Source organism: Flavonifractor plautii ATCC 29863 (genome assembly GCF_000239295.1).
GTDB lineage: Bacteria > Bacillota > Clostridia > Oscillospirales > Oscillospiraceae > Flavonifractor > Flavonifractor plautii.
The window spans coordinates 31,190-49,177 of the sequence record NZ_JH417680.1 but is presented as its reverse complement, the minus strand read 5'-3'; the positions used below and the strand labels follow the sequence as shown (position 1 = coordinate 49,177).

Here is a 17,988-nt window from a genome sequence, read left to right as displayed (position 1 = left end):
TCACCGTCCAATATGTTTGACAAACCTACAAAACCTGTAAACAAATGATTGCGTTACGATTCAGCGGCTTCCTCTTCCAGCTCCCGTAGCAGCTTCTGATCCTCTTTGGAGGTCAGATCCAGCTTGGCATAGAGATCCGGGCGGCGCTGACGGGTGCGGAGGATGGACTGCTTGCGCCGCCACCGGGCGATGTTTTTGTGGTCGCCGGAGCGGAGGATGGGGGGAACCTTCCGGCCGTGCCACTCCTCGGGGCGGGAGTACTGGGGGTACTCCAGCAGGCCGTTCCAGTGGCTCTCCTCCTCGAAGCACTCCGGGTCGGAGAGCACCCCGGGTACCAGCCGTGCCACCGCGTCGGCCACCACCATGGCGGCCAGCTCGCCGCCGGTGAGCACAAAGTCGCCGATGGAGATCTCCTCGTCTACACACTCCTCAATGAACCGCTCGTCGATGCCCTCATAGTGGCCGCACACCAAAATCAGGTGGTCGTAATCGTCCCGCAGGCGGCGGGCGTCGGCCTCCACGAAGGTTTTGCCGGCGGGGGACATGTAGATGGTATGTCCCGGGCCGAAGGTGTCTACAATGTGCTTCCAGCACTGGTATAGGGGGTCGGCCTGCATGACCGCGCCGTGGCCGCCGCCGTAGGGATAGTCGTCCACCTGCTTCTGCTTGTTGAGGGTGTAGTCCCGGATCTGGTGAGCCTCGATGCGAATGATGTCCCGCTCCTGGGCGCGGCCCAGGATGGACTCGTTCATCATATCGCCCACGGTCAGATCAAAGAGGGTCATAATATCGATCCTATACATCGGTGCGCATCCCCTCGATCAGACGAACCTTGATATAGCCGCCCTCCACATTGGTCTCCGCCAGGAACTCGTCCACGGCGGGGATCATGTATTCATGCTCGCCCTTCACCACATAGACCTCGTGGGCGGGCGGGGTGAGCACGTCGGCCACAACCCCCAGCTTCTCTCCGCTGCCGGCGTCCAGAACCTCCAGGCCGAGCAGATCGGCGATGAAGTGCCGCCCCTCAGGCAGCACCACGCCGGAACGGTCGATGGAGACGGTCTTGCCCTTGAGGGCCATGGCGGCGTTCACGTCGGCGACGCCCTCCAGCGCGGCGAGGACATTGCCCTTGTGTACCCGAGCGGCGCGCACCTTTACGGGCGCTCCGTCCAGATAGAGGGTATCGAACTGGAGCAGAAACTCGGGGCTGTCGCACCAGGGGACGATTTTGACCTCCCCCTGAATGCCGTGGGTGTTGACAATCTGTCCGGCCTCCAGAAACTGATTTTTCATTTGAAATACCTCCCGCAGGCGGCGCGTCCAGGAGGCCGCGCCCTACATTGAAAAAGCGGCGGGGCTCGCTACCCCGCCGCTTTTTAGTCGACGATTTCGACGGAAACCTTGGTGCCCTGGCGCTGGGCCACGGAGCGCATCAGCGTGCGGATCTCCTTGGCGATGCGGCCCTGGCGGCCGATCACCTTGCCCATGTCCTCGGGGGCCACCCGAAGCTCCAGAACGGTCTCACTCTCGCCCTTGTGCTCGGTGACCGACACCGCGTCGGGGTGATCCACCAGGTTCCGGGCGATATAGGTCAGCAATTCCTTCATGCCAGCCGTGACCTCCATTAGATGGCGCCAGCTTTTTTCAGCAGAGCCTTCACGGTCTCAGTGGGCTGGGCGCCAGTCTTGATCCAAGCCTGGGCGCGCTCCGCGTCCACCTTGATCTCGGCGGGCTGGGTCAGAGGATTGTAAGTGCCGATCTCCTCGATGAAACGGCCGTCGCGGGGATAGCGGGAGTCCGCCACCACGATGCGGTAGAAGGGAGCCTTCTTGGCGCCCATCCGGCGCAGTCTGATCTTAACCATTGTATCTTCACCTCCATGTAATTGTTGCACATCTATGGAAACGCGCCGCAGCGCGCTTACCAACCGGTCAGAAGGGGAGTCCCGGCAGCTTGCCGAGCTTTCCCATTTTTCCAAGTTTGCCCATGCGCTTCATCTGCTTGCCGGAGAACTGCTTGGTCATCTGCTGCATCATATCGAACTGCTTGAGCAGGCGGTTGATGTCCACGACCTGAGTGCCGGAGCCGGCGGCGATGCGCTTTTTCCGGCTGTTGTTCAGCAGGGAGGGGTTCTCCCGCTCCGCCGGGGTCATGGACAGGATAATGGCCTCGGTGCGGGCCAGGGCGTTCTCGTCCACGCTGGCCCCTTCCAGTGCCTTGGCGTTCATGCCGGGGAGCATCCCGGCGATGTCGGACAGGGAACCCATGCCCTTGATCTGAACCAGCTGATCGTAAAAATCAGCCAGGGTAAACTTGTTCTTGCGGAGCTTCTGCTCCAGCTCGGCGGCCTTCTTGGCGTCAAAGGTCTGCTGAGCCTTCTCGATGAGGGAGAGCACGTCGCCCATGCCCAGAATACGGGAGGCCATGCGGTCGGGGTAGAAGAGCTCCACCTGGTCCAGCTTCTCGCCCACACCCACAAATTTGATGGGCTTGCCGGTGACCGCCTTGATAGAGAGAGCCGCACCGCCCCGGGCATCGCCGTCCAGCTTGGTGAGCATGACGCCGGTAATGTCCAGCGCCTCGTCGAAGGTCTTTGCGGCATTCACCGCATCCTGGCCGATCATGGCGTCCACAATCAGCAGGATTTCGGTGGGGTCAATGGCGGCCTTCATCACCTTGAGCTGCTCCATCAGCTCCTCGTCCACGTGGAGTCGGCCGGCGGTGTCGATGAACACAATATCGTTGCCGTGCTTCTTGGCGTGCTCGATGCCCGCCCTGGCAATGTCCACCGGGTCAATCTGGCCCATCTGGAACACCGGAACGTCCACCTGCTGGCCCACCACCTCTAACTGGGTGATGGCGGCGGGGCGGAAGGTGTCGCAGGCCACCAGGAGGGGCCGCTTGCCCTGCTTCTTCATAAAGCCCGCCAGCTTGGCGCCGTTGGTGGTCTTGCCGGCGCCGTTGAGGCCGACCAGCATCACCACCGTGGGGGGCTTGGGGGAAATCGTCAGCTTGGTGTTCTCGCCGCCCATCAGGGCGGTCAGCTCCTCATTGACGATTTTGACAATCATCTGGGCGGGGGTCAGGCTCTCCAGCACGTCGGAGCCGATGGCCCGCTCGGTGACGGTGGCCACAAACTGCTTGACCACCTTGAAGTTCACGTCGGCCTCCAGCAGGGCCATGCGGATCTCCTTCATGGCCTCCTTCACGTCGGCCTCGGAGAGGCGGCCCTTGCCGCGCAGCTTCTTGAAGGCGGCGGAGAGCTTTTCGGTCAGTCCTTCAAATGCCATGGGTTACTCCTGTTTCAACTGGGCCAGAACGCCCTTGAGCTGTCCGCACAGGGACTCCAGCTCGTCGTCCTGCCAATGGGCCTCGTTGCGTTGGGCGATGGCGTCCACCGCCGTCTCCATCTGGCCGAACTGCTCCTGCATTCTGTGGAAGCGGCGGATGATGCCCGTCTTGTCCTCCAGCTCGGTGAGGATGGCCTCGGCGCGGACGATCACATCCCGGACGCCCTGGCGGGTGATGCCGTAGTTCTCCGCGATCTCGGCCAGGGAGAGATCCTCATTGTAGTAGAGGTCGTAGAACTCCTTCTGGCGGTCGGTGAGCATGTCGCCGTAGAAATCATAGAGCAGGGCCATGCGGTATGCCTGGTTTTTCATCGCTGCCGCCTCCTCCCGTGTGCCGGTTTTCTGTAAAGGTGGTAAAGCTGCGGAGCTTTACAACAGAAGTGATGATACTATAAATTGGCCGGATTGTCAAGAGAAAGATTGCGTCTTTTCCGGCTCTGCGGCGTACCAGAGGGGGAGGCCCAGCAAAACCGCGCCGCCCAGCAGGTTGCCCAAGGTGACCCACAGCAGGTTCCAGCCCATGGAGGCCCAGTCCGCGCCGCCGTTCAGCAGGGCATGGAGTGCGAAATAGGCCATGTTGGCGATGGAGTGCTCCAGTCCGGTGAGGACGAAGGTGGTGATGGCCAGGGTGATCACCAGGGCCTTGGCGGTCTCGCTCTGGAGGCGGAAGCCGGCGAACACGCCGATGCACACCAGAAAATTGCACAGCACGCCCCGGAGGAGGAGCAGATACCAGGGGGCGGACAGCTTGCCCGGGACGATCAGGGCCAGATAGGCCCCCAACAGCTCCCCGCTGGAGCCGGAGCCGGCCAGCAGCAGGCAGAGCACCAGAATGCCCAGGAGATTGCCCAGGTAGGCCAGCGCCCAGACACGGAGGGTTCCGGCCAGGCGGACCCGGCCGTCGTAGAGGGATACGCTCATGACCAGGATACAGCCGGTGAACAGCTCACCACCCAGCAGGACAATGAGGGTGAGAGCGGCAGAGAAGGCCAGGGCCCCCAGCAGCTTGGCCAGAGGGAGATTGGTGTCGTAGAACCAGGCGGCGCAGAGGCTGGAGAGCAGGGCGCCCACAAAGATAAATGCCCCCGCCAGGGCGGCCCGGGTCAGGTAGCGGCCCGGCGCGGTGCCGGAGAAGCGGAGCTTCTGCACTCCGGCCTGCGTGATCTGTTCCACAACGGTTCGTGTCATGGTGTGGCCTCCTTATAAAATATAGGTAATTTCATTTTACCGGAGGTTGGGGGCGGGAGCAAGCTGCCGCGGCACCAATCTTTTTTCGTTTTCCTAGTGTCAAAACCGTCAAAACGTTGTATAATATCCGATGTTGATACTTTGGCAGTTCCCATAAGGAAAGGAATGGTAAAGCTGTGATTGAGGTCACCCGGACACAGCTTCTGCCCGGCGTCCATCTGACGGCGGTGCAGACGCAGAAATTCAAATCCAGCGTGCTGGGGATGCAGTTCCTGCTGCCCCTGGCCCGTGAACAGGCCGCGCTCCACGCGCTGCTGCCCATGGTGCTCCGCCGGGGCACCGCGGAGCACCCGGATATGGAATCCCTCTCCGCCGTTCTGGACGAGCTGTACGGCGGTTCCCTGGAGCCTACGGTGCGCAAAAAGGGGGAGACCCAGTGCGTGGGCTTTGTGGGCAGCTTCTTGGACGACGCCTATACTCTGGACGGTTCCGCCGTGCTGGAGCCGTCGGCCGCCCTGCTGGGGGAGCTGGTGCTCCGCCCGTACACCCGGGACGAGGTATTCTGCCCCGACTATACCCGCCAAGAGCGGGAGAACCTGGTCACCCGTATCCGCGCCCAGGTCAACGACAAGCGCCAGTATGCCCAGGTGCGTGTGGTGGCGGAGATGTGCGCCGGAGAGCCCTTCGGGGTGGACAAGTTGGGGGATGAGGCGTCCGCGGCGGCCATCACACCCCAAAAGCTGTGGGACTGCTACCAGCAGGTGCTTCGCACTGCCCCGATAGAGTTCTACTATTGCGGTTCCGCCCCCCTGGAGCGGGTGCGGGCGGCGGTTCAGGCCATCGTGGACGGCCTGCCCGCAGGGGAGCGCGCGCCCCTCGCGCGCCCCGAAAAGGGGAACGCTCCCGCCCAGCCCCGCCGGGTGGAGGAGGCGCTGGACGTGACCCAGGGCAAGCTGGCCATGGGGTTCCGCACCTGCATTGACGCCTGGGACGAGGATTACCCGGCCCTGATGCTGCTCAATGCGGTCTACGGCGGAACCACCACCTCCAAGCTCTTTCTCAACGTGCGGGAGAGGCTCTCCCTGTGCTACTATGCCAGCTCCGGCCTGATGAAGTACAAGGACGTGATGCTGGTCTCCTCCGGCGTGGAGTTCTCCAAGGTGGGCCAGGCGCAGGACGAGATCCTTGCCCAGCTTCAGGCCTGCAAGGACGGCGGCTTTACAGACGACGAGCTGGAGTGGGCCCGCCGCTCGGTGGTGAGCACCCTGATGACCACCCTGGACGCCCAGAGCCGTCTGGAGGATTACTGGCTGGGTCAGGCGGCCGCCGGCCTCACCGAGGCGCCCGACGAGCTGGCCCAGCGGGTGGAGCGCACCACCCGGGCGCAGGTACAGGCGGCGGCCCAGAAGCTGACGCTGGACACGGTCTATTTCCTGAAAGGCAAGGAGTGAGCCCATGGTAAGCAAAGAATACCCCCGCATCGGGGAGAAAATCTATCACGCGGAGCTGCCCAACGGCCTGCACATCTATGTGGACCGGCGGCCCGAGTTTCAGAAGAGCTACGCCTTTTTTGCCACCAACTACGGCGGCATGGATATGAAGTTCCGGCTGGATGGCCAGTGGCGGGACACTCCGGCGGGGGTGGCCCACTTCCTGGAGCACAAGATGTTCGATACCGAGGACGGCAACGCCCTCCAGGATCTGGCGGCCAACGGGGCTTCCCCCAACGCTTTCACCAGCTCGGCCCTCACCGGCTACTATTTTGAAAGCACGGAGAAATTCTGCGACAACCTGAAAATTCTCCTCTCCTTCGTGTCCATTCCCTGGTTTACCCAGGAGAGCGTGGACAAGGAGCAGGGGATCATCGGCCAGGAGATCCGCATGGTGGAGGACGATCCGGACAACCAGGTGTTTTACGGCCTGATGGAGTGCCTGTTTGATCACCACCCCATCCGGGTGCCCATCGCCGGCACCCAGGAGTCCATCTCCCACATCACCGCCGACACCCTCTACGCCTGCCACAAGGCGTTCTACACCCCCTCCAACATGGTGCTCACTGTGGCGGGGGACGTGGAGCCGGAAGAGGTGGTGCGCATTGCCCGGGAAATCCTGCCGAAGGAGCCGGGCGGGCACATTGAGCGGGATTACGGCGGGGAGGAGGACGGCGCGGCGGCCAAGCCGGAAAAGGAGCTGCGCATGGAGGTGTCCACCCCCATCTTCCAGCTTGGCTTCAAGGCCGAGCCCGCCCCCGCCGGGGAGGAGCACCTGCGCCGCCAGCTCATGGGCGAGCTGGCCTGCGAGGCGCTGCTGGGCAATTCCAGCCCCCTGTATGCCAGGCTCTACAGCGAGGGCCTCATCAACAAGAACTTTGGCTACGGCTTTGAGCTCTATCCCGGCTGTGCCCTGATGGCGGCGGGCGGCGAGAGCTGCGATCCCCGTGCGGTGCGGGACGCCGTGCTGGCCGAGGGGGCCCGCATCGCCCAGGAGGGTGTGGACGAGGGCCTGTTCCGCCGGCTGAAAAAGGGGGTGTACGGCGCCAAGGTGCGGGGCCTCAACTCCTTTGAAAACGTGTGCATCGAACTGGCCCAGGCCCACTTTGCCGGTGTGGAGTACCTGACCTTCCCCGAGGTGTTCGACGGTATCTCCAAAGCCGATGTGGAGGACTGCATCCGCCGCTGGGTAACGCCGGAGCGGTGCGGTCTGGCCGTGGTCCGGCCGGGGGAGGAGGCATGATGGGAACCGTCTCCTTTCCCGGCCTGGGTCTGGAATTCCACCTGAACCGGGTGGCCTTCCACATCGGGAGCTGGCCGGTGTACTGGTATGGCATCATCATTGCCGCCGGATTCCTGCTGGCCGTCCTGTACTGCTGCCATGCGGCCAAGCGCTTCGGCATCAAGCAGGACGACATCATCGACATGCTCTTTTTTGCCGTGCCCCTGTCCATCGTAGGGGCGCGGCTGTACTACATCCTCTTTTACCTGGACCTCTACCGCCGGGAGGACGGTTCCCTGGACTTTGGAGCCATGGTCCGCATCTGGGACGGGGGCCTTGCCATCTACGGCGGCGTCATCATGGCGGTTGTCGTCCTGCTGGTGTTCTGCAAGGTGCGGCAGATCCGATTTCTGGCCTTTGCAGACCTGGGGGTGTTCGGTATGCTCATCGGCCAGATGATCGGCCGGTGGGGCAACTTTGTCAATATTGAAGCCTACGGCGGCCCCACAGAGCTGCCCTGGCGCATGGGCATCTATGCCTATGTGGACGGAGTGCGGCAGTACATGGAGGTGCACCCCACCTTCCTCTATGAGTCTCTGTGGAATCTACTGGGCTTTGCCCTTCTGGTGCAGATTGCACGGCGCTGGCGGAAGTTTGACGGCCAGATGTTCCTGAGCTATTTTGCCTGGTACGGCGTGGGCCGGGGCTTTATCGAGGGCCTGCGCACCGACAGCCTGTACCTGTTCGGCACCTCCATCCGGGTGTCTCAACTGTTCGGATTTGTCACCGCGGCCGTCGCCATCGTGCTGCTGGTGGTCAACCTGGGCTTCCGCAACCATGACCCGGCCAAGCTGTGGGTGAATCAGATGAAGCGGCGGGCCCGCCGGGTGGCGCTGGTGTATCCGGCTGGAGTGCCTGCGGCGGAGAAGTGGCTCAAGGCCCAGAAGAAGAGCCTGGAGCAGGAGTTTGCCAAGACCGAGGAGTATGCACTGCCTAAGGGAACCCCGGCTGAGGAGGCTGCGGAGTTGGTGGCCTCCCTCAAGGCCCGGGAGGATCTCAGCGAGGTACGCCAGCCAAAAGCGGGCAGATAAAAAATAACAGAGGCGACGGACATCCTGTCCGCCGCCTCTGTTATTTATAGGTAGCGTCTGACCGAGCCGCAGTAGCGCTCGTAGGCCGCGCCGAAGGTCTGGCGGCACCAGCGCTCCTCGGCCCGGATGACGGTGTGGGCGGTGAGCTGAAAGACGAGGAGGGCGGCCAGAAGCGGTAGCGACTGCGTGAGGAGGACGCAGCCTAGAAAGACGAAAAAATAGGAAACATACATGGGATTGCGGGAGATGCGGTAGACACCCTTGTGGCGCACGCCGCTCTCCGAGGGGGCCGCGAAGCCGATGACGGAGAGCAGGAGAAGGAGCAGGCCGAATGCGTAGAGGGCCGCTCCGCTCCAGAAGAGGGGGGCGGGCGCAGTATGGACCGACGCGAAGAAGGGGCCCAGCAGCAGGGCGGCGCTGGAGAGCTGATAGAGCCAGTAGGCAGGCTTTTCGGGCCCGCGGAACGGGGGGAAGTGGGCGGCCCGCCGGAGTGCGCTGCTGTCCAGCATGGAGAGCACTCCGAAGCGCAGGCTTAGAAATGGAATCAGCAGAACGGCCGCCATGATATGTCCTCCCTGTGTCATGATAACCCATTATAGCACGGGGCGGCGGGGAGGGGAAGAGGAGGAAAGGGCGGGATACCCATGGGTATCCCGCCCCTTCCTGTTGTTTGCCGGGCTCAGCCCAGCAGCTTGCTCTCCAGATCCTGGAGCATAATGTCCAGAGCGGTGATGCCGCCCTCGGCGGTGTACCATACGGCGGGGTGGGCCAGATAGACGATATTGCCGTTCTTGTAGGCATCGGTTCCCATGACCAGCTCGTTCTCCATGATTTCCTGGGCGAGCTGGGCGCCGTCGGTCTGAATAGCGGCGTCCCGGTCCATGACGAAGATGTAGTCGGGGTTCTTCTCCACAACGAACTCGAAGGAGGCCTCGTTGCCGTGGGTGGAGGTATCGATGTCAGCATCCACGCCGATGTTCTCAAAGCCGATCTCCCGGCCGATGATGGAGCAGCGGCCGTCGTTGCCCAGCACGTTGAAGCCGCCGCTGGTGCACATGCCCACAATGGCGGCCTTGTCCGCGGCGAAGTCGGCCAGGGTCTGGATGCGGGCGTCAAAGCCGGCCATCAGCTCGTCCACCTTGTCTTCCAGACCAAACATGGAGGCGATGGTAGCGGCGTTTTGGCGGACGCTCTCCACCACGCCCAGCTCGCTGTCGGTGGCGAGGTAGACCACGGGGGCGATCTCGCTCAGGGCGTCGTAGGACTTGGCCAGGCGGCCGCCGATGAAGATCACATCGGGCTGGGCGGCCATGACCGCCTCCAGATCGGCGGTTTTGATGGTGCCCAGATTGGCCACGTTCTCATCGGTCACATAGCTCTGGAGGTAGTCCAGGGAGGTGTCGGCGGAGCCGACAACGCGGCCCCCGGCCACGCCCAGGGCATCCAGAATATCCAGGGAGGCCATGTCCAGAATGGCGATGCGCTGAGGATCGTAGGGGACCTCCAGCTCCACGGCCTCCTTGTCGGCGTTCAGGGAGGTGATGGTGACGGTTTCGGGGGCGGAGGGAGCCTCGGTGCCGGCCGCAGGGCTCTCCACGGCGGGGGAGGGGCTGCCGGTGGACCGGGTGTCGTCTCCACCGGTGGAGCAGGCGGTCAGGCCCAGTGCGAGGGCCAGGGCGAGTGCAAGAGAGATTCCTTTTTTCATGTGTGTTCTCCATTTCTAAGCGAATGTTCGCGGTTGTTTGAGCGGCAGGGTCAATAGTAGATGGACAGGGGGCGACCCTCGATCTCCATGATTTCAAAGTCCACCTGATAGATCTGCGACAGCGTTTCCTTGGTCATCACCTCCTCTACGGTTCCGAATTTGGCGATCCTTCCGTCCTTGAACGCGCAGATGTAGTCGGAATAGAAGGCCGCGTAGTTGATCTTATGGAGGACCAGAATCACCGTCTTTCCCAGCTCATCGCAGAGGCGGCGGACGATTTTCATCATGTTGGTGGCGTGATAGATGTCCAGGTTGTTGGTGGGCTCGTCCAGAAGGATAAACTCGGTGTCCTGGGCGATGACCATGGCGATATAGGCCCGCTGGCGCTGGCCGCCGGAGAGCTCGTCAATGAACCGGTCCTGAAAGGGCTCCAGCTCCATGTAGGCGATGGCCTTGTCGATGATGCGCTGATCCTCCTCGTTCAGATGGCTGCCTGAGTAGGGGAAGCGGCCGAAGGTCACCAGCTCCCGAACCGTGAGCTTCATCTGTATGTTGTTGCTCTGGGTGAGGATGGCCAGCCGCTTGGCCAGCTCCTTGCTCTTCCACTTGCCGATGTCCCGGCCGTCGAAGTCCACCAGGCCGCTGTCCCGGGCGATCAGGCGGGAGATGATGTTGAGCACCGTGGACTTGCCCGCGCCGTTGGGGCCGATCATGGAGATGACCTTGCCTTTCGGGATTTCAAAGCTGACGGAGTCCACCACCGTCTTGCCGTCGTACTGTTTGGTCAGATCCTTGACACGCATGGGTTACACCCTCCTGTTGGACAAAAGAAGATAGAGAAAGTAGACGCCGCCGCCCACGGTGATGAACACGCTGATGGGCACCGCGTAGTGGTAGATACGCTCCACCACAAGCTGTCCCGCCACCAGCACCACCATGCCCACCAGGGCGGAGCCCAGAATCAAATAGGTGTGGCGGTAGCTCTTGAAGAGCTGACGGGCGATGTTGGCGATAATCAGGCCGAGGAAAGAGATGGGGCCCACCATGGCAGTGGCCACCGCGATGCACAGGGTGACGCCCAGCAGCAGGCGGCGGATGCTCCGGTCGTAGTCCACTCCCAGATTGATGGCCTGGTGCTTGCCCAGGGTGAGCACATCCAGCAGGGCCAGATCCCGCCGCAGGACGAAGATCAGCCCCGCCAGCAGCACCAGGGCGAAGACGATGATCTCGGAGTTGATGTTTTCAAAGTCCGCCACCAGGGTGGAGAGCAGGCTGTCGTACTCATTGGGGTCCATCACCCGGGTCAGCGTGGTCTGGATGCTGGAGAAAAAGGAGGAGAGCACGGTGCCGATGAGCAGGACATAGAGTACATTGTGGTTCGTTTTTTGAAAGAGATAGCTGTAGATAATGGTGGCCACAATGCCCATCAGGATCACATCCGCCGCGAAGGACAGGTTCGCGCTGCGGGCCAGAAGGCTGCCCGAGCCGGCGAAAAAGACCACCGCCATGTGAATCAGGGTGTAGAGGGAGTTCATACCCAGCAGGCAGGGGGTGACGATGGTATTGTTGATGATGGATTGGAACACGATGGAGGCGCCGCCGATGGCAAAGGCGGTGATGAGCATGACTACCAGCTTGGGGGTGCGGATTTTCATGGAGTAGAGCATCAACTGCTGGCTGCCGAAGTTGACCGCCACAACCATGTAGCACACCGCGGCCAGCAGAACCAGCAGGGCCAGCAGAGTCACCTTGCGGACGTTCGCCTGATAGGAGGCGGAGGGAAGGGCCGTGCTTGTCCGGTTCATGCGGCGTCACCTCCATCCAGATGGGCCGCCGAGGCGCAGCCGCAGCCGGCGCCGCCTCCCGTGAGACGGATCGCCTTGCGGCCGTGGCGGAGCCGGTAGAGCAGCAGCACCACGAAGATAAGGCTGCCCAGTATGCCCACAATCAGCTCGATGGGGAGCTCGTAAGGGGCGATGACCACCCGGCCGATCATGTCGCACCCCAGCACGAAGACGGCGCCGAACAGGGCCGTGTCCATCAGCGTGCCGCGGATCTTGTCCCCCTTGAACATGGCCACCACATTGGGGACGATCAGGCCGATGTAGGAGATGGAGCCCACGACCACAACCACGCTGGCGGTGATCATCGCGGCGATGGTCAGCCCGAGGAACAGCACCAAGTTGTAGGGCACGCCCAGGTTCTTGGAGAAGTCCTTCCCCATACCGACAATATTGAAGTGGTTGGCAAACAGAAAGGCCAGGGTGACCAGCGGTACGATCAGGTAGACCAGCTCATACCGGCCGCGGAGCACCATGGAGAAGTGGCCCACGGTCCAGGTGGACAGGGCCTGAGTCATCTCATACTGGTAGGCCAGATAGTTGGTGAGGCCGCCGATGACATTGCCGAACATGATGCCCACCAGGGGAACCATGACCACGTCCTTGAACTGGATGCGCTGAATGAACCAGACAAAGGTCCAGGTACCCAGAACGGCAAAGACGAAGGAGAAAAGCGCCCGTCCCCACAGAGTGGAGTTCGGCAGGAACAGGAGGGCCAGAAGAATGCCGAACTGGGCCGAGGAGATGGTGGCTCCGGTGGTGGGAGAGACGAATTTGTTCATGCAGAGCTGCTGCATGATCAGACCGGCCACGCTTATGCCGACCCCGGTACACAGGATCGCCAGCAGGCGGGGCAGACGCGAGATCAGAAAAATCTCCAGTTGTTCGAGCTCTCCCGACAGCAGCCCGGACAGGTTTATATCGATCACGCCGAGAAACAGTGACCAGATCGACAGCACCAGAAGGGCCAGTGCCAAGAGCAGGGTGGAAAGATGTCGTTTGATGGGAGGTCCTCCTCTCAAGGTTATAATTAGCTATAACTAACTTTTGGGCAAAAAAAGACAGCGCACCTTGTGAGCAAACTGGACTTACATGCCGCATCACATTGCACGTCGCTCGGGACTCAGTAAAGTGGTTAGCAATAACAAACCTAATTCGTCCATAGGGTACCATATCCGGGGAGAACTGTGCAAGCGGTGATTCCGACAAAATTATGACCGCCAATCTATGGAAAATATACAAAATAGATAGGAATAGTGAATATAAATAGAAGGGGCATAAACGGGGACAGGCGTTCATAGGATGTGCCAAGTACAAAAGAAGGACGTGAGGGTATGTCGGAAGAACGAAATGCAGTCCGGTTCCGCCAGGCGGCGGCTCTGCTGCCGCCCCATCTCAGGCGGCCGGTGGAACGGCTGGATGGGACAAGCCAGGCCCGGGCGGAGGAGCTCCGCCTGCGGGCGGGGCGTCCACTGACTCTGGTCTGCCCGGAGGGTGAGCGGACGGTTCCTGGTGCGGAGGCGCCGGTGCGTTCCATGGATCTGAGCCTGGTGCTGGAGATTGCCACTCAGGCCTCCGCCCATACGGCGCTGGAACGGGTGCGCAACGGCTTTTTTACCGTACGCGGCGGGCACCGCATCGGCATCTGTGGAAGCGGCGTGGTGCGGGATGGGGAGGTGCGAAATCTGCGGCAGCTCTCCTCGCTGGCCATCCGGGTGGCCCGGGAGGTGCCGGGGCTCTCCGCGGCGGTCCTGGACAGGCTGTGGAGTGGGGGCGTGCTCCAGAGCACACTGCTCCTCTCGCCGCCGGGAGGCGGAAAGACCACCCTGCTGCGGGATCTGATCCGTGCCGTCTCCGACGGGGAGGGCGGCCCCGCCCTCCGTGTGGGGGTAGCGGACGAGCGGGGCGAGCTGGCCGCCATGTATCAGGGGGAGCCGCAGTTCTCCATCGGGCGGCAGACCGACGTGCTGGACGGCTGCCCCAAGGGACCGGCACTGCTGATGCTCCTGCGGGGAATGAACCCCCAAGTGCTGGCGGCGGATGAGATCACCGCGCCGGAGGACGCTGCGGCGCTGGAGATGGCGGCCAACTGCGGCGTGTCGCTGCTGTGCACCGCCCATGCGGGGAGTCTGGAGGAGCTGAAGGCCCGTCCCCTGTACCGCCGCCTGCTGGACGAGGGGCTGTTCCGGCGGCTGGTGATCATCGAGCGGGCGGGGAGGGAACGGCGCTACCAGGTGGTGGAGCTATGCTGAAGCTGATCGGGGCGCTGCTGCTGGCCGGCGGGGCGGGGGCGCTGGGCTGCTCCGCCGCCGCCCAGCTCTCCCGCCGGGTGGCGGTGCTTCGGGCTCTGCTGGGGGCACTGGAGGGGATGGAGCGGGAGATTGCCTTCCGCCTGACGCCCATGCCGGAGCTGCTGGAGCGCGCCGCGGCGGAGAGCCCTCCGCCGGTGTGCACGCTGTTTGCCCGCTGCCGGACCCTGCTGGACGAGCTGGGAGAGCGGTCCATGGCGGAGCTGTGGCGGGAGGCCCTGGAGCAGGTGCCCCTGGGGCTGGACGGCCCGGGGCGGCTGGCCCTGGAGGAGCTGGGGGAGGTGCTGGGCCGCTATGACGGGGACGGGCAGCGGGAGGCCCTCGCCCACACCCGTGCGGAGCTGTCCCGGGCGCTGGAGCAGGCCCGGGAGGCCCGGGAAAAACAAGGGAGGATGTACCAGGTGCTCGGTATCACGGCCGGGGCATTCCTGGTTATCCTGCTGCTGTGAGGGAGCGTGCGATATGGATGTGGATTTGATTTTCAAGATTGCGGCCATTGGGATTCTGGTCTCGGTGCTCAATCAGGTGCTCTCCCGCTCGGGGCGGGATGAACAGGCCACCATGACCACCCTGGCCGGGCTGGTAGTGGTGCTAATGATGGTGGTGCAGCAGATCAGCGGCCTGTTTGAACTGGTTAAAAACCTGTTCGGGCTGTGAACCATGGAGGATATTCTGAAGATTGCCGCCGCCGCCGTAGCCGCCGCTGTGTGCGCCGTGGTGGTGAAGCAGCGGGCGCAGGAGGTGGGGCTGGTTCTCTCTCTGGCCGCCGGAGCGCTGGTTCTGACCATGGCCCTGGGGGCGGTGGAGAGCGTGCGCGCCCTGATGGACGAGCTGGGCGAGGCCGCCGGCCTGTCGCCGGCGGTGCTGGCTCCGGTGCTCAAGACCGTGGGTATTGCAATCCTGACCCACATTTCCGCCGAGGTGTGCCGGGACGCGAAGGAGAGCGGCATCGCGGCCTTCGTGGAGACCGCGGGGGCCGCCGTGGCCCTGTGCGTGGCCCTTCCGCTGCTGCGGGCGGTGCTGGACACTGTGACGGGACTGCTGTAAAAGACGAAGGGGATACGAATGAGACGAAGAATACTGATGTGCCTGGCGGTTCTGCTTCTGCTGTCGGGCATGGGGGCGGCCTCGGCCAGCGATGTGCTGGCCGCCCAGTCGGAGGCGCTGGATCTGGATGCGCTCCAGGACGCGGCGGGGGGCTATCTGCCCGACGGAGCGCTGGAGGCGGGCATCAGTCTGGATGAAGGGCTCCAAACCATTCTGGATACCGGCAGCGGACAGATCTCTGGTGTGGTGCGCAAGGCTGTGCGCAGCGGTGTGCTGCTGCTGACGGTGGTGCTGCTGTGCGGCCTGGCCGAGGGGCTGTATGGCGGCATGGGGGTGAGTCAGACCACCGATGTAGTGGCCATTGTGGGCGCACTGGCCATCACTGCGGTGGCGGTGGCGGACGCCAACTCCCTCATCGGAATGGGACGGGAGGCGCTGGAACAGATGGAGACCTTTTCAAAGATACTCCTGCCCACGATTACGGCGGCGGCCGCCGCCGCAGGCTCTCCCAGTGGGGCAGTGGCCCGCCAACTGGCCACCATGCTCTTTTCCGACATGCTGATTACCCTCATCAACCGCCTGCTGCTGCCCCTGGTCTATACCTACATAGCCGCCTGTGTGGCCTATGCGGCGGTGGGAAACGAGGGGCTCAAGCGCATCGCAGGCACCCTGAAGTGGGTGGTGACCAGTGTACTAACCGTGGTCCTGCTGGTTTTTGTGGGTTATCTGACCGTCAGCGGTGTGATTGCGGGCTCTACCGACGCGGTAACCGTCAAGGCGGCCAAATTTACCATGTCCAGCCTGGTTCCGGTGGTGGGCGGTATCCTGTCCGACGCGGCGGAAACCGTATTGGCCGGGGCCGGAATACTGAAAAACGCGGTGGGGGTGTTCGGCATGCTTGCGGTGCTGTGCATGTGCGTGGCGCCCTTCCTCCAGCTCGGTATCCACTACCTGACGTATAAAGTGACCTCCGCCCTCAGCGCTACCGTTTCCAGCGGCCGGGTGGCGGGGCTCATTGACCAGATCGGCGGCGCCTTCGGGCTGGTACTTGGGATGACCGGAGCCAGCGCCCTGCTGCTGCTCATCTCCATGGTTTCCGCCATTACGGCGGTGGTGAGGTAGAGGCCATGCTGGAACTGATTCGACATTGGCTGGTTGGGATCACCTGTGCGGCTATGCTCGTGGCTCTGGCCGAGAGCCTGATTCCGGCGGGGAGTATCAGGCGCATTGCCCGCCTGACCGGGGGGCTGGTGCTGCTGGCGGCTATCCTGAACCCCCTGCTAAAGCTGGATACCACGGCGCTGACCCGGGCACTGACGGAGTACAAGCTGGAGCTGAGCGCATACAGCGCGGATCTGGAGGAGGAGAACGAAATCTTGATGAAGGACATCATAGAAGAACAGTCCGGCGCATATATTCAGGACAAGGCGGCCGCCCTGGGCATCGACTGCCAAGTTACGGTGGAGGCGGACGGGGAGGAAGAGTGGCCTATTCCACAGTCGGTTACCGTCATGGGCAGCCTGACGGCAGAGCAGCAGGAGGCGCTGGAGCGGACCATTGAGGAAGACTTCGCCATCCCGGCGGAGCGGCAGCGGTACGAAAGCGGGGACGAGGGATGAAAACAGAGGGCTTCGGGGTATGGGGCAGCAAGCTGCGCAGCCTGTTTGACCGGTACAAATTTGTACTTGTGGTGATTCTGGCCGGAGTGGTGCTTTTGCTGCTGCCTTCCTTCGGCGGGGAGAAGCGCGGCGGCGGGGCGGTTGAAAGCAGTCAGGAATCCGGTTCCGACCCTTTCCAGGTGGAGGAGCTGGAGCGGAAGCTGGAACAGGCCTTGGCCCAGATCGACGGCGTTGGGGAGGTGCGGGTGGTGCTGACCCTACAGAGCGGCCCGCGCCGGATTCTGGCCCAGGACTCCCAGAGCACAGTGGATGAGGGGAGGACGGAGGCGGAGGTAACCAATGTAGTGATTTCAGCCGGCTCCGGCGTAGAGGGAACGGTGACTTTACAGCAGCTTTCGCCCCAATTCCAGGGGGCTCTTGTGGTATGCTCGGGAGGCGGAGAGCCGACGGTCCAGCTTCGTCTGGTGGAGGCGGTTTCCGCGTTAACGGGACTTGGCGCGGACAAGATATCAGTTTGTAAAGGAAAGTGAGGAAGCAAAGATGAAAGTGTGGAAACGAAATGCCGTGGTGGCCGCGATCGTGCTCTTTGTCTGTGTGGCCGTCTATCTGAACTGGTCGTATCAGAGTGGAGAGACGGCGGATGCGGGCAAGACACTGGGTGAGGCGGCCCTGGTGAACGGCCAGACCAGCGACCCGCTGGTGGGAGGAACGGCAGCGAGCCCCGACCCGGCATCCTCCGCCTCGCCCGAGGCAGGGACCACCGGCGGCGGGAGCTATTTCGACTCGGCCCGTCTGAACCGGCAGCAGGCGCGGGACAGCGCCCTGGCGATCCTCCAGGATTCCATCGCCAATGAGAGCGCCGATGAGACCATGAAGGAGGCCAACGGCGAGGCAATCCAGACCCTGGCCAGTTATACCGTCTCCGAGGCGCAGATTGAGAACCTGGTGACGGCCAAGGGCTACACCGACTGCGTGGCCTTTATCGGCGATGAGAGCGTCAGCGTGGTGGTATCGGCCCGGGAGGGCGGCCTCACCGATGCGGACGTGGCAAAAATCACTGAAATTGTCACCGACGAGACCGGGATGGAGGCCAGCCAGGTGAAGATTATCGAGGCCGAGTGAT

The 17,988-nt window shown here is 62.8% G+C and carries 23 protein-coding genes; 11 read left to right on the top strand and 12 right to left on the bottom strand.

The genetic code is table 11. From position 1 onward, the window contains the following. Positions 1-53 precede the first annotated feature (53 nt). The 7 genes from trmD to HMPREF0372_RS04740 form a co-directional block, all read right to left on the bottom strand. Complete coding sequence (gene trmD / locus HMPREF0372_RS04770; protein WP_007489431.1) at positions 54-803, bottom strand: tRNA (guanosine(37)-N1)-methyltransferase TrmD; 750 nt, start codon at positions 801-803, stop codon at positions 54-56. Then, a complete protein-coding gene (gene rimM / locus HMPREF0372_RS04765) occupies positions 796-1,296 on the bottom strand; it encodes a ribosome maturation factor RimM (RefSeq protein ID WP_007489430.1) in 501 nt (166 codons plus the stop codon). The genes trmD and rimM overlap by 8 nt, the downstream gene beginning before the upstream one ends. An 83-nt stretch (positions 1,297-1,379) precedes the next feature. After that, positions 1,380-1,610 (bottom strand): KH domain-containing protein, encoded by a 231-nt coding sequence (locus HMPREF0372_RS04760; RefSeq protein WP_024724055.1) that lies wholly within the window; start codon positions 1,608-1,610, stop codon positions 1,380-1,382. A 17-nt stretch (positions 1,611-1,627) separates the two neighbouring features. Further along, positions 1,628-1,867, bottom strand: a complete 240-nt coding sequence (gene rpsP / locus HMPREF0372_RS04755; protein WP_007489428.1) for a 30S ribosomal protein S16 — start codon at positions 1,865-1,867, stop codon at positions 1,628-1,630. 67 nt (positions 1,868-1,934) lie between these two features. Continuing rightward, positions 1,935-3,293: a signal recognition particle protein gene (ffh, locus tag HMPREF0372_RS04750; protein ID WP_007489426.1), complete on the bottom strand. Its 1,359-nt coding sequence runs from the start codon at positions 3,291-3,293 to the stop codon at positions 1,935-1,937. 3 nt (positions 3,294-3,296) lie between these two features. Beyond that, positions 3,297-3,665 (bottom strand): YlxM family DNA-binding protein, encoded by a 369-nt coding sequence (gene ylxM, locus HMPREF0372_RS04745; RefSeq protein WP_007489425.1) that lies wholly within the window; start codon positions 3,663-3,665, stop codon positions 3,297-3,299. Positions 3,666-3,761: 96 nt separating this feature from the next. Next, on the bottom strand, positions 3,762-4,541 hold the full coding sequence (locus HMPREF0372_RS04740; protein ID WP_007489424.1) for a formate/nitrite transporter family protein: 780 nt from the start codon (positions 4,539-4,541) through the stop codon (positions 3,762-3,764). A 176-nt stretch (positions 4,542-4,717) separates the two neighbouring features. Between HMPREF0372_RS04740 and yfmF the strand changes: the two genes are divergently transcribed. The 3 genes from yfmF to lgt are packed head-to-tail and all read left to right on the top strand — an operon-like array spanning position 4,718 to position 8,344. Next, positions 4,718-5,992 (top strand): EF-P 5-aminopentanol modification-associated protein YfmF, encoded by a 1,275-nt coding sequence (yfmF, locus tag HMPREF0372_RS04735; protein ID WP_007489422.1) that lies wholly within the window; start codon positions 4,718-4,720, stop codon positions 5,990-5,992. Between the two features lie 4 nt (positions 5,993-5,996). Next, a complete protein-coding gene (yfmH, locus tag HMPREF0372_RS04730; protein ID WP_007489421.1) occupies positions 5,997-7,274 on the top strand; it encodes an EF-P 5-aminopentanol modification-associated protein YfmH in 1,278 nt (425 codons plus the stop codon). Further along, positions 7,274-8,344, top strand: a complete 1,071-nt coding sequence (lgt, locus tag HMPREF0372_RS04725) for a prolipoprotein diacylglyceryl transferase (protein ID WP_009256809.1) — start codon at positions 7,274-7,276, stop codon at positions 8,342-8,344. The genes yfmH and lgt overlap by 1 nt, the downstream gene beginning before the upstream one ends. A 44-nt stretch (positions 8,345-8,388) precedes the next feature. Here lgt and HMPREF0372_RS04720 read toward each other — a convergent pair whose 3' ends face one another. From HMPREF0372_RS04720 to HMPREF0372_RS04700, 5 genes are all read right to left on the bottom strand, one after another. After that, a complete protein-coding gene (locus HMPREF0372_RS04720) occupies positions 8,389-8,907 on the bottom strand; it encodes a methyltransferase family protein (protein ID WP_039996698.1) in 519 nt (172 codons plus the stop codon). Positions 8,908-9,023: 116 nt separating this feature from the next. Beyond that, the gene (locus HMPREF0372_RS04715) at positions 9,024-10,049 is read right to left on the bottom strand and encodes a siderophore ABC transporter substrate-binding protein (protein ID WP_007489418.1); all 1,026 of its coding nucleotides are present in this window, start codon (positions 10,047-10,049) and stop codon (positions 9,024-9,026) included. A gap of 50 nt (positions 10,050-10,099) precedes the next feature. Next, positions 10,100-10,852 carry an iron ABC transporter ATP-binding protein gene (locus HMPREF0372_RS04710; protein ID WP_007489416.1) on the bottom strand — a complete coding sequence of 251 codons (753 nt, stop codon included), beginning with the start codon at positions 10,850-10,852 and terminating at the stop codon, positions 10,100-10,102. A 3-nt stretch (positions 10,853-10,855) separates the two neighbouring features. Further along, positions 10,856-11,854, bottom strand: coding sequence for an iron chelate uptake ABC transporter family permease subunit (locus HMPREF0372_RS04705; protein ID WP_007489414.1), 999 nt, complete (start codon positions 11,852-11,854; stop codon positions 10,856-10,858). Beyond that, on the bottom strand, positions 11,851-12,912 hold the full coding sequence (locus HMPREF0372_RS04700; protein WP_226916605.1) for an ABC transporter permease: 1,062 nt from the start codon (positions 12,910-12,912) through the stop codon (positions 11,851-11,853). The genes HMPREF0372_RS04705 and HMPREF0372_RS04700 overlap by 4 nt, the downstream gene beginning before the upstream one ends. A gap of 312 nt (positions 12,913-13,224) precedes the next feature. Here HMPREF0372_RS04700 and HMPREF0372_RS04695 point away from each other — a divergent pair, with 312 nt between their 5' ends. The 8 genes from HMPREF0372_RS04695 to HMPREF0372_RS04660 are packed head-to-tail and all read left to right on the top strand — an operon-like array spanning position 13,225 to position 17,987. Then, complete coding sequence (locus HMPREF0372_RS04695; RefSeq protein ID WP_007489410.1) at positions 13,225-14,142, top strand: hypothetical protein; 918 nt, start codon at positions 13,225-13,227, stop codon at positions 14,140-14,142. Further along, positions 14,136-14,648 carry a stage III sporulation protein AB gene (locus tag HMPREF0372_RS04690; protein WP_007489409.1) on the top strand — a complete coding sequence of 171 codons (513 nt, stop codon included), beginning with the start codon at positions 14,136-14,138 and terminating at the stop codon, positions 14,646-14,648. Before HMPREF0372_RS04695 ends, HMPREF0372_RS04690 begins: the two co-directional genes overlap by 7 nt. 13 nt (positions 14,649-14,661) lie before the next feature. Further along, a complete protein-coding gene (gene spoIIIAC / locus HMPREF0372_RS04685) occupies positions 14,662-14,856 on the top strand; it encodes a stage III sporulation protein AC (protein ID WP_007489408.1) in 195 nt (64 codons plus the stop codon). 3 nt (positions 14,857-14,859) lie between these two features. Next, positions 14,860-15,246 (top strand): SpoIIIAC/SpoIIIAD family protein, encoded by a 387-nt coding sequence (locus HMPREF0372_RS04680; RefSeq protein WP_007489407.1) that lies wholly within the window; start codon positions 14,860-14,862, stop codon positions 15,244-15,246. Positions 15,247-15,264: 18 nt separating this feature from the next. Further along, positions 15,265-16,368, top strand: coding sequence for a stage III sporulation protein AE (locus tag HMPREF0372_RS04675; RefSeq protein ID WP_039996695.1), 1,104 nt, complete (start codon positions 15,265-15,267; stop codon positions 16,366-16,368). Positions 16,369-16,373: 5 nt separating this feature from the next. Next, the gene (locus HMPREF0372_RS04670) at positions 16,374-16,865 is read left to right on the top strand and encodes a stage III sporulation protein AF (RefSeq protein WP_007489405.1); all 492 of its coding nucleotides are present in this window, start codon (positions 16,374-16,376) and stop codon (positions 16,863-16,865) included. Beyond that, positions 16,862-17,395, top strand: a complete 534-nt coding sequence (locus HMPREF0372_RS04665; protein WP_007489403.1) for a stage III sporulation protein AG — start codon at positions 16,862-16,864, stop codon at positions 17,393-17,395. Before HMPREF0372_RS04670 ends, HMPREF0372_RS04665 begins: the two co-directional genes overlap by 4 nt. Positions 17,396-17,405: 10 nt before the next feature. Further along, complete coding sequence (locus tag HMPREF0372_RS04660; protein WP_007489402.1) at positions 17,406-17,987, top strand: SpoIIIAH-like family protein; 582 nt, start codon at positions 17,406-17,408, stop codon at positions 17,985-17,987. The last annotated feature ends 1 nt before the right edge of the window (position 17,988 follow it).